The organism is Segatella copri (assembly GCF_019249765.2).
In the GTDB taxonomy this organism is placed as follows: Bacteria; Bacteroidota; Bacteroidia; order Bacteroidales; family Bacteroidaceae; genus Prevotella; species Prevotella copri_K.
On sequence record NZ_CP152484.1, the window covers coordinates 756,870 to 771,540 of the forward strand.

Consider the following 14,671-nt stretch of genomic DNA (forward strand, 5'->3'; position numbering starts at 1 on the left):
CTTGTTTTTATAATTTGATGATGCAAAGATAAGCAATTCTTTTGTATCTGCCAAATATTTTTGCAAATATTCCAAAGTATTTTTGAATATTTTACAATTGCATAGTTGTTTTAAGATTTGTTGTGCAAAAAGGGAGAGTCTATGATTCGCTTTTGGAAATTATTGATACTAAAACCCTTTTGGAAAAAGTAATTCCCCGTCACGCTACCGGAGTGTTGTGGCGGGGAATTTTATTTGAAAATAAACTTTATACGATATTTCAGGCGATTATCTCAGGTCGATGACTTCAGCTCCTGGACATTCCTTGCTGTTGAAATTGAATGTGCTGTTAGAAACGCTCTTGGCTCTGAAGTTACTTACCGTGATGGTACTCCAGGTATTGCCCTGTCTCATCTTGACAACTGATGGAATATGTGTCTTTTTGTTGATGGTGATATACATTTCGGCTACAGAACGTTTCTGGTTATTGGCAACGAGATGTACTACATAGTTACTGCCTGCTGTCTTGAGCGTTGACTTATAACCAGTCTTATATATATTAATAAAGGTATAAGGGTTCATGGACATCTGCTGAGCCTGTGTAGGGTTGCTGACATTCACCTCGTTGGTTTTCTTTAGATAAGTCCACTGGGTCTTGCCGTTGAACCAGACGATAGCTTGCGGGGTACGGGCGTTAAACTTGTTGCCTTTGATGGCAATACTGCCGCTTGCTGATCCATACTTAGAACTGCTCATCTTGAAGTTGGCGCTAGCTCCACCTTTGTTGCTAATAACGGCAGCGGTCTTATCAAGTACCTGTTGCGCAGTCTGCGCCATGGCTCCGATGCTCATCATTGCAACGAAAGCCAATGCTAAAATCTTTTTCATTTTTATCTTTTCCTTTCTTTTAAAATTCTATGTTATATTATATCTTCTAAAATTTCATACTCTATCATAAAGCCGTAAAAACGTCTTTTCTCTCTTAGACGTTTTCACGGCTTCAGGGTTTAATAATTTAACCTTTTCCAATGTTATCTTCTTTCATACCCTTAGTTCTTTACTAAAATTAAGAGTTTCGAAGTGCCATTAACAGATTATTAAGCTGGTTTTCATCCTGTATCAGTACCTCACGAGGCTTGCTGCCCTGTGCTGCACCTACGATGCCTGCAGCTTCCATCTGGTCCATCAGTCGTCCTGCACGGTTATAGCCGATACTGAACCGGCGCTGGATCATGCTGGTAGAACCCTGTTGCGAAAGAACAATCGCATGGGCTGCCTCTTCGAAGAACGGATCCAGTTCGCGGGCACTGATGCTGCCGCTTCCACCTGCGCTTCCTTCATCATTAGCTGGTTCTGGCAACTCCATAGGTTCGATAGGGCCAGGCTGTTCGCAGATATACTCGTTGATGCGCTCGATTTCAGGTGTATCAACAAAGGCGCACTGTACACGGACAGGTTCGTTGCCGCAGAGATAGAGCATATCACCACGACCAATCAGCTGGTTGGCTCCTGTACGGTCAAGAATGGTCTTTGAGTCGATGGCAGATGTAACCTTAAAGGCGATACGGCCAGGGAAGTTAGCCTTGATATTACCCGTGATGATGCTGGTTGTAGGACGCTGGGTGGCAATAATCATGTGGATACCCACGGCACGTGCCAGCTGGGCGATACGGGCAATAGGAAGTTCTACTTCCTTGCCGGCTGTCATGATCAGATCACCGAACTCATCTATAATCACCACGATGTATGGCATATACTCATGTCCATCTGTCAACTTCAACTTGTGGTTGATATACTTCTGGTTGTATTCTTTGATGTTACGGGCTCCTGCCTTTTTGAGCAAGTCATAACGGCTATCCATCAGTACACACAGACTGTTCAGGGTTCTAACCACCTTGGTTACATCGGTTATGATAGGTTCTTCCTCATCAGGAACCGCAGCCATAAACTTATTGGCAATACGGGAGTAGACGCTAAACTCCACCTTCTTAGGGTCGATGAGAACCAGTTTGAGTTCATTTGGATGTTTCTTGTATAATAAAGAGGTGATGATGGCATTCAAACCTACAGATTTACCCTGTCCGGTAGCACCCGCAACAAGCAGGTGAGGAATCTTTGCCAAATCAACCATAAACACTTCGTTGGTAATGGTCTTACCCAAAGCGATAGGTAACTCCATCTTGGTTTCTTGGAATTTCTTTGAGTTTAAAGTACTTTCCATACTAACGATGTTCGCCTTTGCGTTAGGTACCTCAATACCGATGGTTCCCTTACCTGGGATAGGAGCGATGATACGGATGCCGAGAGCTGCCAGACTCAAGGCGATGTCATCTTCCAGATTCTTGATCTTAGAGATACGTACGCCTTCTGCAGGCTGGATTTCGTAGAGTGTGATGGTAGGACCAACCGTAGCACGGATGGTTTTGATCTGTACGCCAAAGTTGCCCAGCACCTCGATGATGCGGTTTTTGTTGGCGCGCTGCTCTTCCTCATCGATGGATACGCCGTCATCCTCATACTTCTTCAGAAGGTTGAGTACCGGATATTTATATCTGGTGAACGGCTCCTTCGGATTGATCGGAGTATTCAGTACTTCTGCATTGCTCAAGGTGTTGCCTGTAGCCTTCTCGTCGGCTGTGGCTACAGAGATGTCCATACCTATATGCTCAGAAGCTGCAGCAGCCTCGGCAGCTTGCTTTTCCAATGCTTCCTGTTCAGCCCGTTTTGTACGGAGTTCGCGCTGACGTGCAATGAGTGACATATTCTCGTTCTGCGTGCTGTTGGCTATAGCGATGGTTTCATCTTTTTCTGTATCACTTTCTGTTCCTGTAGCTTCCGGTTCGTCTGCCGCTGGCTCAACAGAAGTAGAAGGTGTGTCTGGGGTTGCGAAAGTCTGGTCCGGATCCAGATTCAGGTCGATGACTTTGGCAGGTTCTTCTTCCTTATATTCTTCTTTCTCATCCTCTGTGCCAGCACCATATGCTGCGCTGGCGTATACCTCGTCGATAGCTTCCGTATCTTTCCTGTTCTTTCCATGGTTAGTAATCTCAAATTTCACCTTATTTGATATATAACCGATAGGGTTGAGTGCTTTTCTGATTACCGTAATGGTTTCAGTGGTGAGATAGGTGAGGAATGCTACCGCCACGAAGAAAAGAATGGCAGTAAGTCCTGGAGGACCCATGATGTTTTCCAGATTCTGCACGACAAAGAGTCCGTGCTTTCCGCCCGGATTGAATGTGAGGCTTGGCATGATAGGTGCGATGAACTTGGCAAAGGTTACCGACATCCATAGCATGACCACAATCATGCAGAAGAACCATTTCCACAGGTTCAGCTTGTAGGCATGCATCATCTGCAATCCCACCATGATGACAAAGAATGGGAGCATGAAGGCTGGAAATCCGAAATTGATGGCAATGAGCCAATAGGATACAATGGCTCCCCAGGATCCGCAGTAGTTCTGAAACAGTTTTTCCGTGTTGGTCCATTCGCCCGGCTTCAGATTTTCGAGCAAACTCTGGTCATTGGCTCCTGTGTTGAGAAAGGAGATCATAGCGATGATGATAACCACAGCAATGACTACCAAGGCTAATCCTATGAAAAAGTCGGTGATAGTATTGTTGAAAATATACTGTAAACCAATAGCTTCGCTAAAGGTTTTGGTCTTTTTTTCAGTTCTTTTTTTAGCCATTTTATATATTTTTGAATAATTTATCTGCAAAATTAGCGAAAATAATTGAGAAAACAATTCTTTTTCTCATCTTTTTTTTCTAATTTTGCAACTTGTAAAGAATAAAAAGCATAATGAAGATTATTTTCACTAGTTTTGACAAGGCGGCAATCACGAATTTGCCAAGAGCTTTGTTTCCTGGCAAAATCGTAGTCGTTGACAAGCCTGAAGATACAGAAGCGGCTGTTAATGACCTACTTAGCCATTATATACTGGGTGTGGATACAGAAACGCGCCCATCATTCAAGCGTGGTCAGGCTTACCATGTTTCGTTGTTGCAGGTGAGTACACATGATACTTGTTATCTCTTCCGCCTGCATCATACGGGCATGACTCCTGCCATCATTCGCTTGCTCGAAGATACCACCGTGCCAAAAGTAGGACTTTCCTGGCACGATGACTTGCTGCAGCTCCATAAGCGAGCTGCTTTTAAGGCTGGCTACTTTATCGAGTTGCAGGATGTTGCAAAGAACTTTGGTATCGCAGACATGAGTCTGCAGAAACTGTATGCTAACCTGTTTCACCAGAAAATCAGCAAGGCGCAACGGTTGAGCAATTGGGAGGCTAGCGATTTGAAGGAATCGCAGGCTCTCTATGCAGCTACAGATGCCTGGTGCTGCATTAATCTGTATGAGGAATTCAAGCGTTTGTCTGCTACAGGCGATTACGAGCTCGATGAACTCAGGGTATAATATAAGGTGGTAAGGAATAGAAATTGATAATCGTAAGAAACTTCATATATAAATATGTATAAAAGCGTATATTTAAAGAAAGGTAAGGAAGAATCGCTCAAGCGTTTTCATCCATGGATCTTCTCGGGTGCTATCCAGGCAATGGATGAGGGCATAGAGGAGGGCGACATTGTGAGAGTGTTTACCCGTAGTGGTGAATTCATTGCTATAGGTCATTATCAGATCGGTTCTATCGCTGTACGTGTTCTTTCTTTTAGAGATATTGAGATTGATGAGGAGTACTGGTGTGCCAGATTGGATTCGGCATATAAAATGAGACTCGCTTTGGGTATTGCCGGTAATTCATCCAATACTACTTATCGCTTGGTTCATGGTGAGGGCGATAACTTGCCGGGACTTGTTATCGACTGCTATGGTCCTACTGCTGTCATGCAGGCTCACAGTGTGGGTATGCATGTTTGCCGCATGGAGATAGCCAAAGCCTTGAAGAAGGTGATGGGCGAAGCGCTGGAGAATATCTACTATAAGAGTGAGACAACCTTACCGTATAAGGCTGACCTCAGACAGGAAAATGGCTTTATACTGGGAGGTGATGCTGATGATGTTGCTGTAGAGAATGGACTGAAATTCCATATCGACTGGTTGCGTGGTCAGAAAACGGGTTTCTTCGTAGATCAGCGTGAGAACCGTTCGCTGCTCGAGCATTATGCCAAGGGTAAGAGCGTGCTCAACATGTTCTGCTATACCGGCGGTTTTTCTGTTTATGCGATGAGAGGCGAGGCTAAGGCTGTTCACTCCGTAGACAGCAGTGCCAAGGCGATAGAATTGACCAATGAGAATATTGCGCTCAATTTCCCTGGAGATGCACGCCATGAGGCTATCTGCGAAGATGCCTTCAAGTATCTTGATGAACATGACCAGCAGTATGATCTGATTGTTCTTGATCCTCCTGCTTTTGCCAAGCACCGTGCGGCTTTGCGCAATGCGTTGAAGGGCTATACCCGCCTGAACGTAAAGGGCTTGCAGCGTATTAAGAAGGGCGGCATCCTTTTTACCTTCAGTTGCTCTCAGGTGGTTACGAAGGATCAGTTCCGCAATGCTGTGTTTACTGCTGCAGCGCAGGCTGGAAGAAAGGTTCGCATCTTGCACCAGTTGCACCAGCCTGCCGACCATCCTATCAATATTTATCATCCGGAAGGTGAATATTTGAAGGGATTGGTTCTCTATGTAGAATAACAAATGATTAAAGGATAGATAATGAATAAGTTCAAAACGTTTACAGCCTTGATGCTCTTGCTGGCTATAGGATTTGCAGGATGTGGCAAGTCGGAAGCAGAACGTCATCGCTTGAGCAAGAAGGAAAAGGCTAGATTGGATAGCCTAGACCGTGCTGCGCTGAAGATAGCGGTGATGCCAACAATGGACTGCCTGCCAATCTTTCTGGCATGTGATGACAGTATCTTCCAGCAGCAAGGTGTAGACGTACATTTGCGTAGATATACTGCACAAATGGATTGTGATACTGCTATCGAGCGCAAGCGCGTAGAGGGAGCCGTGACCGATCTGATTCGTGCTCATCATATAGAGAAACGGGGTACTGCTTTGACGTACCCTATTTCTACCAATCTTTATTGGCAGTTTATCACCAATAAGCGTTCGCGTATATCCGAACTGAAACAACTGTCAGATAAGATGGTGGCAATGACCCGCTACTCTGCAACTGATTATCTGGCTACTTTAGCAATCGATAGCGGTAAGCCTAAATATGATGCTTATAAGGTTCAAATCAACGATTTGAACATCCGTCTGCGTATGTTGCTTAACAACGAGATGGATGCCATGTTGCTGCCAGAACCTCAAGCTACCAAAGCCCGAATTGAACAGCATGTAAAACTCTTTGACAGCAGAGATAAGAACTTGCAGTTAGGTGTTGTGGCTTTCCGCAAGAAAATACTTTCAGAACCGCGCCGTAAAGACCAAGTTGCCAAGTTTATCAAGGCGTATAATATTGCTGTTGATAGCATAAACAGTCGTGGGGTACAGCATTATGCAAGAATCATCACAAAATATACGGGTGCCGATGCTAAAACCATCAGTAATCTTCCAAAACTTAAATATGAACATGCTATGGAACCAAGACGTCGTGATCTGGCTGTAGCACAAAAATAAACGGCTTATGAAAAGAGAAGATTTTAGCTGGACAAAGTTTTCGCATGAAAATGTCACTACTATATCCAGAATTGAGGCTATTCGCAAGATAATTGACCAGGAAGTGGGGCTCGAATCGTGTCAGCCTGGAATTGCTGAAATTGAAAAAAGATATGATGATTTGTATCATGATTATATAGACGGCAAACTTAAACACCGAGAACTTTATAATCTTGCTCAAACTTTAGATCTTGATACTGATATGTTCTTTGGTAAAGTGCGTCACGAATGGATTTTGGCTAATGAGTCTACATTTGTTGCACTTTGCAAAAGAGCTCAGAATCTGACAAGTTTTGATGAGGTACAGGAAACCTTTGAGAAATTTGCTACAGATGAAGCTATGCTAAATTTGAGGGTAGACTTGTCTGAAGAACAGATAGACGAGGAAAGACAAAAGATACAAGAGCAGCTTAATGCCTATCGCAATATGGTGTTTTCTTATATTTTGACAACTGAAGAATGGAATGATGATTTTGTCAAGAATATTCTTGATATCATCGCTTCCGATTTGGTAGATCCATACACCATCAATATGATAGTTTCGGCTGTTTCATTGTCATGCTCTGTATTCTTTGATGCCCCTAGACTTGCAGTCTTGATGCGCTTAATCAAGTCTGACGACAGTACTTGCAGTGTTCGCCAGCGAGCTTTGGTGGGTTTCGTTTTCTGTGCAATAACCAATTCGGGTGAAAAACAGAAATATTGGGATTCTGCTGCTGGCTTGATCATGGATGATGAATTTTTGGCAGCCTGTGTTGATCTCCAACGCCAGATGCGTCTATGTCTTACAAGTAAAAAGGATAGCAAGGAGATGATGCATTCCGTGGTGAAGACCATGTTCACTTCTTTTACTCAGGATTTGGCCGAAAAGATAGACCAAACGGGTGAATTGGGACTTAATTGCTTCTCAGCAGATGGGGAGAATCCTGATGATGCCCTTAAGGGAGCCTTCGACTATATGTTGAATTCAGAAGATATAGGAGTTGATGTCTATTATCATCAGTTTGCCAACCAGAAGAGCTTCGGTCATTTCCATTCACTCTATAATTGGTTTGTTCCTTTCTATGTCCGTAATTCTACGCTCAAGAATGTTCGGGCTACGATGAAACAGCATCGCAATTTCATCAACAATCTCTTGAGAGGCGCCTCTATGTGTGATACCGATCTGTATAGCATCATTCTTTCATTGAATAATACATCTAAGGAATTTATTGAATCATTGGATGTTACCCCGGAAAATATGGTGTCTGGTCCTGTTTTTTATGACGAAGAAGATGAGGTGGAAAAAGAGCAGAATACCGAAGAGCCAGTAGAGGATGAGACAGATTCTACAGAAGCAAAGGATTCTGAAAATGTCACACTGCTTGATTCGGTAATGGAACATGAAGAGAATCTCTCTGAAGAGGAAAAGAAGAAACGTGCAATCAGGGTTCGTCATCGCTATGTGCAGGACCTCTACCGATTCTATACTCTCTCTCCAATGAGGAAGGCATTTGATAATCCTTTCGAAGTGCAGAAGGAAATTCCTTTCTTTACTACGGGACTGTTTGCAAAACCGGAATATGACAAGTATCGCCTGTCGCTGGCCCGTTTCTCTGCTAAAAGAGGTGACTATGCCTTTGTTAGTAAGATTTTGCGTAATCTGGAAAAATATACCGACGAAGAGCATATGATGCTTGCATTGGCATACAAATCGGAGGAAAAATATGATGAAGCGCTTGAACATCTCTATGTGATTAAGAATACAAGCCCAACTTATAAGGCTGCCACGGAGTTGAAATTAGAAATAGAAGAGGAGATAAAAGACCCGGCGGCTTTAATAACATTGAATTGCTTGATTAAAGAAGAATCAGATGAGAGTAAGCAGTTTAAGCTCAAGCTGAAAAAGACCGATCTCTTATTGAAACTCCATCATTATAAAGAGGCTTTGGAATGGGCTTTCCAGATGGATGAACAGTATCCTAAGGAAGAACAGGTTGAATGCAGACTGGCTTTCTCTTTGCTCTTTTCAGAATCGGAAGGCGATAAAAACATTGACCACGCAATGGCTTTAATAGAACCTTATCTGCAAAATAGTGATGATAATGAAATCAGGGATATATTGAATTCTGACATGACAGATATGGATAAGGATGAAAAGGAACGCATGTTCATGAAAATGTTATCTGCGATGGTGAGCAAAGTTTCCAAGCCACAAGACCACAGATGGGAGTCTATGAAATTTTTCTATTATGGATTCTGCGTTCTCGTGAAAAAGGGAGGAACTGCAGCTATCAGATTTTTGAATGAAGCATCTGGTCATGCAGCTTTTTCCCCTAAGGAAGATATAGATGCATTCGGCCTGCTCGATATGGGAAATTGGCTTGATGATCGTGGTATTGCGCCTATAGAATTGGAATTTATAACAAAAAAAGTTTTCGAGGAAAGGAAAAACAATAAAGATGGCGGAGAATAATAAAAATAAGAATAAGGTACAGATAGATCCAACCTATGCCCATTTGCAGCCGCAGGCTGTGAATGTGGAGCAGGCGGTACTGGGTGCCTTGATGATAGATTCTGATGCCTTTTCGGTGGTGTCGGAGTTGCTCAAGCCAGATACTTTTTATGACCCGCGTCATAAGAGAATATATCAGGCTATCCAGGTGATGAACATGGAGGAACGGCCTGTGGATATCATGACTCTTGCCGATCAGTTAGCCAAGACTGGCGAACTGGATAAGGTGGGAGGAGCACAATATCTCATGGATATTTCTGCAGGCATGGCTTCGGCTGCCCATGTAGAGTCGCATGCCCGTATCCTGGCGCAGAAATATATGCAGCGCCAGCTGATTCATTATGCCGGCGACATCGAGACGATGGCGTATGAAGAAGGTGTGGATGTGGATGAACTGATGCAGAAAGCTGAAGGTGAACTCTTCCAGCTTTCGCAGAACAATATGAAGCAGGATTATACACAGATTGATCCGGTTGTAAAGGAGGCCGTTGCCATCTTGCAGCGCGCTGCTCAGAACTCGGGTGGTCTTACCGGTATTCCTACGGGTTATCGTGGATTGGATGATATGACATCAGGTTGGCAACCGTCCGACCTTGTGATTATCGCCGGTCGTCCTGCCATGGGTAAGACTTCCTTTGCATTGAGTATTGCCAAGAATGTGGCGGTAGATTATGATGTGCCTATCGGATTCTTCTCTCTGGAAATGAATAACGTTCAGTTGGTGAACCGACTCATCTCGAATGTTTGCGAGATTTCGGGTAAGAAAATACTGAACGGACAATTGGAACAGCCAGAATGGGAACGGTTGGATAAAAAACTGAGAAAACTGACAGGTGCACCTATTTATATTGATGATACGCCTGGTCTTTCTGTTTTCGAACTCCGCACCAAGGCGCGCCGACTGGTAAGGGAAAAGGGTGTTAAACTGTTGATGATCGACTATCTCCAGCTGATGAATGCCAATGGTATGAAGTTTGGTAGCCGTCAGGAGGAGGTATCTACCATCTCCCGTTCGCTCAAAGGTATTGCCAAAGAGCTGAATATTCCTGTGCTTGCTCTTTCGCAGCTCTCCCGTAATGTAGAGAACCGTGAGGGTTTGGAAGGAAAGCGACCTCAGTTGAGTGACCTCCGTGAATCCGGTGCCATCGAGCAGGATGCCGATATGGTGCTTTTCGTTCACCGCCCGGAATATTATCACATCTATCAGGATGAAAAGGGTAATGACCTTCATGGTATGGCACAGATTATCATTGCCAAGCACCGTAAGGGCTCTGTTGGAGATGTTCTCCTGAACTTCCGTGGAGAATTTACCCGATTCCAGGATCCGCAGGATGCTGCAGCAGCACCTGTCGAAGAAGGTGGTGAGATTGTAGGCTCTAGGATGAATGGCGGAGGGCAGGATGGTAGTCCGCTACCACCGCCGCCTGCAGAGAATCTGCCTTTCTAAGGTTAGAGTTTGTCAATTTTTTCACTCAAGAACTGGCTTTTTCGCCAAATTCTTGCACAGGATTAACGTTTTTGGGTAAAAAATCCATAAGATTATAGGAATTTGTTATCATTTCTATTAAAAAAGTTATAAATTGTTTGCTAGTATCAAATAAAAGTGTTACCTTTGCATGCGAATTTAAGAATATAACATAATAAGATAGATATGAGAACAACATTGTTGAACATTACAAGCATTATTATTCGACTTCGACTGCAGTTTGTGGGCGGAAGTGATAAGGTGTGCGTATAGTTCATCGCTTAAGATATTAAAAGCCTTTCTACACTTCCGTCTATGGAGTGGGGGAAGGCTTTTTACTTTATCTGATGCTTCTGCACGGATTGCTATATAAACGTAGTGCGTTCTGAATGTGTAGCTCTTATATATATAATAAGGTGTAAATTTAAAATTTTAAAGATATGAGTGACAGATTATACATTTTCGACACGACCCTCCGCGATGGCGAACAGGTTCCGGGATGTCAGTTGAACACAGTTGAGAAGATTCAGGTGGCAAAGCAACTGGAGCAGTTGGGCGTGGATGTAATTGAGGCTGGATTTCCTATATCAAGTCCGGGCGACTTCAATTCAGTGGTAGAAATCTCTAAGGCTGTAACCTGGCCTACTATTTGTGCACTTACCCGTGCCGTAGAAAAAGATATTGATTGTGCTGCTGAGGCTTTGCAGTATGCCAAGCATAAGAGAATCCATACCGGTATCGGTACCAGCGACAGTCATATCAAGTATAAGTTCAATTCTACCCGCGAGGAAATTATCGAACGTGCTGTAGCTGCTGTCAAGTATGCTAAAAAGTATGTTGAGGACGTTGAGTTCTATGCTGAGGATGCAGGCCGTACCGATAATGAGTATCTGGCTCGTGTCGTAGAGGCTGTTGTCAAGGCGGGTGCTACTGTAGTGAACATTCCTGATACTACAGGTTATTGTCTGCCTGATGAATATGGTGACAAAATCAAGTATCTCATGGAGCATGTTGATGGCATTGACAAGGCACGCCTTTCTACCCACTGTCATAACGACCTCGGTATGGCTACTGCCAATACCCTGCAGGGTGTTTTGAATGGTGCACGCCAGGTTGAGGTTACCATCAATGGTATCGGTGAGCGTGCAGGTAATACTTCGCTCGAAGAGATTGCCATGATTCTGAAGTGTCACAAGCATATCAATATTGATACCAACATCAATACCACCAAGATTATTCCTACCTCACGCATGGTGAGCAGCCTGATGAATATGCCTGTTCAGCCAAACAAGGCTATCGTGGGTCGCAATGCATTTGCTCATTCTTCCGGTATCCATCAGGATGGTGTCTTGAAGAATGTCCAGACTTACGAAATCATTGATCCTAAGGAAGTTGGATTGGATGACAATGCTATCGTTCTGACAGCCCGTTCTGGTCGTGCTGCATTGAAGTATCGTCTCCATGTCAATGGTGTAGAGATTAATGATGAGGAGAAGCTCGACAAGATTTACAAGAAGTTCCTCCAACTGGCTGATAAGAAGAAGGAAGTTACCGATGAGGATGTTTTGATGCTTGCCGGTGCTGATTCTGCTGATAAGCATGGTGTTCAGCTCGACTGGTTGCAGGTTACTACAGGTAAGGGCGTGAAGAGCGTGGCAAGTATCGGTCTTGATATTGCAGGTCAGAAGTTTGAGGCTGCATCATCTGGTAACGGTCCGGTAGATGCTGCTATCAATGCTCTCAAGAAGGTCATCACCAAGGAGATGAACCTCAAGGAGTTCACCATCCAGGCTATCGACAAGGGCTCTGATGATGTGGGCAAGGTTCACATGCAGGTAGAATACGATGGTCATGTATATTATGGCTTCGGCGCAGATACCGACATCGTTACGGCTTCTGTTGAGGCTTATATTGATTGTATTAACAAGTTTAAGATTAGATAAACATATATATAACAAGAGATATTATGAATACATTATTCGACAAGATTTGGGACAAGCACGTTGTCCAGATTGTTCCGGACGGTCCTACACAGCTTTACATCGACCGTCTCTACTGTCACGAAGTAACATCACCTCAGGCATTCGCTGGTATGCGAGCACGCGGACTCAAGATGTTCCGTCCAGACCAGATTTTCTGTATGCCTGACCACAATACTCCTACTCACGATCAGGATAAACCAATCGAGGATCCTATCTCAAAGAAGCAGGTAGATACCTTGGCAAAGAATACCGCTGATTTCGGCGTTACTCACTTTGCCATGAACACAAAGGATAATGGTATCATCCACGTAGTAGGTCCTGAGAAGGGTCTTTCTCTTCCTGGTATGACCATCGTTTGCGGTGACTCTCATACTTCTACCCATGGTGCAATGGGTGCCGTAGCTTTCGGTATCGGTACTTCTGAGGTGGAGATGGTGATGGCTTCACAATGTATTCTCCAGAGCAAGCCAAAGTCTATGCGTATCAGCATCAACGGTAAGCTCAGCAAGGGCGTTACTGCCAAGGACGTTGCTCTCTATCTGATGAGCCAGCTCACTACTTCAGGTGCTACCGGTTACTTCGTTGAGTACAGTGGCGATGTAGTGAAGGATATGTCTATGGAAGGTCGTCTCACCCTCTGCAACCTCTCTATCGAGATGGGTGCCCGTGGTGGTTTCGTAGCTCCTGATGAGACAACATTCGAGTACATCAAGGGTCGTGAATATGCACCTAAGGGTGAAGAGTGGGACAAGGCTGTGGCTTACTGGAAGACCTTGAAGAGTGGCGATGATGCAGTCTTCGACAAGGAGTTGACTTTCGAGGCAAAGGATATCGAACCACGTATCACCTATGGTACCAACCCTGGTATGGGTATCGGTATTACCGAAAGCATCCCAACTCTTGATGAGATTCCTGAGGAAGAGCAGGCTGGTTTCAAGAAGAGCCTCAACTACATGGGCTTCCAGCCAGGCGAGAAACTCGAGGGTCATCCTATCGATTATGTATTCTTGGGCGCATGTACCAATGGTCGTATTGAAGACTTCCGTGCTTTCGCTTCTCTTGTTAAAGGAAAGAAGAAGGCAGATGGCGTAACTGCTTGGCTTGTACCAGGTTCATGGTTGGTTGATAAACAAATACGTGAAGAGGGAATTGATAAGATTGTTGAGGCTGCCGGCTTCGAAATCCGTCAGCCAGGATGCTCTGCCTGCTTGGCAATGAACGATGATAAGATTCCTGCAGGCAAGTACTCTGTAAGTACATCCAACCGTAACTTCGAGGGTCGTCAGGGACCAGGCTCCCGCACCATCCTTGCCAGTCCATACGTAGCAGCTGCTGCTGCTATTACAGGTAAGATTACCGACCCAAGAGAGTTTATGTAATTTTTAATTAATAATGTACAATTAATAATGTACAATTGACAAGTACAGTTATGAAACAGAAATTCAATGTAATTACATCAAGCTGCATTCCTCTTCCATTGGAGAATGTAGATACAGACCAGATCATCCCAGCCCGTTTCCTCAAGGCCATCGATAAAGAGGGCATGGGCGACAACCTCTTCCGCGATTGGCGTTATAATGCCGACGGAACTCCAAAGCCAGACTTCGTGATGAACGACCCTTCTTACAGTGGTGTCATCCTCGTAGCTGGTAAGAACTTCGGTTCAGGTTCTTCCCGTGAGCACGCAGCCTGGGCTATCGCAGGTGCAGGCTTCCGTGTAGTCATCAGCTCTTTCTTTGCTGATATCCACAAGAACAACGAGTTGAACAACCTCGTATTGCCAGTAGTAGTAAGCGAGGAATTCCTGAAGGAACTCTTCGAGAGCATTGACAAGGATCACAAGACAGAGGTGAAGGTAGATCTTCCTAACCAGACCGTGACCAATCTTGCTACCGGCAAGAGCGAGCACTTCGAAATCAACGGCTACAAGAAACACTGTTTGGAGAATGGTTTGGACGATGTAGACTTCCTCGTTCAGAACCGCGACAAGGTTGAGGCTTGGGAAGAGAAGAATAAATAGGTAATGTTGAATGTTGAGTGTTGAATGTTGACTTGCAGGGTAAGAAGCAGGTTGATAGGGCGAAAGCCTCATTTAACACTTAACATTTAACACTTAAC

General features: G+C 44.3%; 10 protein-coding genes. 8 read left to right on the forward strand and 2 right to left on the reverse strand.

The features are described 5' to 3' along the window. Positions 1–267 precede the first annotated feature (267 nt). Both KUA46_RS03130 and KUA46_RS03135 read right to left on the reverse strand, forming a co-directional pair. Complete coding sequence (locus KUA46_RS03130) at positions 268–867, reverse strand: LolA-like putative outer membrane lipoprotein chaperone (protein ID WP_153118782.1); 600 nt, start codon at positions 865–867, stop codon at positions 268–270. A 178-nt stretch (positions 868–1,045) separates the two neighbouring features. Next, complete coding sequence (locus tag KUA46_RS03135; protein WP_218487070.1) at positions 1,046–3,673, reverse strand: FtsK/SpoIIIE family DNA translocase; 2,628 nt, start codon at positions 3,671–3,673, stop codon at positions 1,046–1,048. A 110-nt stretch (positions 3,674–3,783) separates the two neighbouring features. Here KUA46_RS03135 and KUA46_RS03140 point away from each other — a divergent pair, with 110 nt between their 5' ends. The 8 genes from KUA46_RS03140 to leuD all read left to right on the forward strand — a co-directional run bounded on the left by KUA46_RS03140 (position 3,784) and on the right by leuD (position 14,573). Next, positions 3,784–4,404 carry a 3'-5' exonuclease gene (locus KUA46_RS03140; RefSeq protein WP_117586623.1) on the forward strand — a complete coding sequence of 207 codons (621 nt, stop codon included), beginning with the start codon at positions 3,784–3,786 and terminating at the stop codon, positions 4,402–4,404. 54 nt (positions 4,405–4,458) lie between these two features. Next, a complete protein-coding gene (locus tag KUA46_RS03145) occupies positions 4,459–5,640 on the forward strand; it encodes a class I SAM-dependent rRNA methyltransferase (protein WP_022120962.1) in 1,182 nt (393 codons plus the stop codon). A 21-nt stretch (positions 5,641–5,661) separates the two neighbouring features. After that, a complete protein-coding gene (locus KUA46_RS03150) occupies positions 5,662–6,573 on the forward strand; it encodes an ABC transporter substrate-binding protein (RefSeq protein WP_218487069.1) in 912 nt (303 codons plus the stop codon). Positions 6,574–6,580: 7 nt separating this feature from the next. After that, positions 6,581–9,067: a hypothetical protein gene (locus KUA46_RS03155; RefSeq protein ID WP_218487068.1), complete on the forward strand. Its 2,487-nt coding sequence runs from the start codon at positions 6,581–6,583 to the stop codon at positions 9,065–9,067. Continuing rightward, positions 9,054–10,553, forward strand: coding sequence for a replicative DNA helicase (dnaB, locus tag KUA46_RS03160; RefSeq protein ID WP_022120959.1), 1,500 nt, complete (start codon positions 9,054–9,056; stop codon positions 10,551–10,553). Before KUA46_RS03155 ends, dnaB begins: the two co-directional genes overlap by 14 nt. Positions 10,554–11,011: 458 nt before the next feature. Beyond that, positions 11,012–12,514: a 2-isopropylmalate synthase gene (locus tag KUA46_RS03165; protein ID WP_200757576.1), complete on the forward strand. Its 1,503-nt coding sequence runs from the start codon at positions 11,012–11,014 to the stop codon at positions 12,512–12,514. 23 nt (positions 12,515–12,537) lie between these two features. Next, positions 12,538–13,932: a 3-isopropylmalate dehydratase large subunit gene (leuC, locus tag KUA46_RS03170; RefSeq protein ID WP_022120957.1), complete on the forward strand. Its 1,395-nt coding sequence runs from the start codon at positions 12,538–12,540 to the stop codon at positions 13,930–13,932. 50 nt (positions 13,933–13,982) lie between these two features. Then, on the forward strand, positions 13,983–14,573 hold the full coding sequence (gene leuD / locus KUA46_RS03175; RefSeq protein WP_118255473.1) for a 3-isopropylmalate dehydratase small subunit: 591 nt from the start codon (positions 13,983–13,985) through the stop codon (positions 14,571–14,573). Positions 14,574–14,671 lie beyond the last annotated feature (98 nt).

Excerpts from the sequence above, each read along its gene's own strand:
- KUA46_RS03130 (WP_153118782.1), bottom strand. The coding sequence starts at position 867 with ATGAAAAAGATTTTAGCATTGGCTTTCGTTGCAATGATGAGCATCGGA.
- KUA46_RS03135 (WP_218487070.1), bottom strand. The coding sequence starts at position 3,673 with ATGGCTAAAAAAAGAACTGAAAAAAAGACCAAAACCTTTAGCGAAGCT.
- KUA46_RS03145 (WP_022120962.1), top strand. The coding sequence starts at position 4,459 with ATGTATAAAAGCGTATATTTAAAGAAAGGTAAGGAAGAATCGCTCAAG.
- KUA46_RS03150 (WP_218487069.1), top strand. The coding sequence starts at position 5,662 with ATGAATAAGTTCAAAACGTTTACAGCCTTGATGCTCTTGCTGGCTATA.
- KUA46_RS03155 (WP_218487068.1), top strand. The coding sequence starts at position 6,581 with ATGAAAAGAGAAGATTTTAGCTGGACAAAGTTTTCGCATGAAAATGTC.
- dnaB (WP_022120959.1), top strand. The coding sequence starts at position 9,054 with ATGGCGGAGAATAATAAAAATAAGAATAAGGTACAGATAGATCCAACC.
- KUA46_RS03165 (WP_200757576.1), top strand. The coding sequence starts at position 11,012 with ATGAGTGACAGATTATACATTTTCGACACGACCCTCCGCGATGGCGAA.
- leuC (WP_022120957.1), top strand. The coding sequence starts at position 12,538 with ATGAATACATTATTCGACAAGATTTGGGACAAGCACGTTGTCCAGATT.
- leuD (WP_118255473.1), top strand. The coding sequence starts at position 13,983 with ATGAAACAGAAATTCAATGTAATTACATCAAGCTGCATTCCTCTTCCA.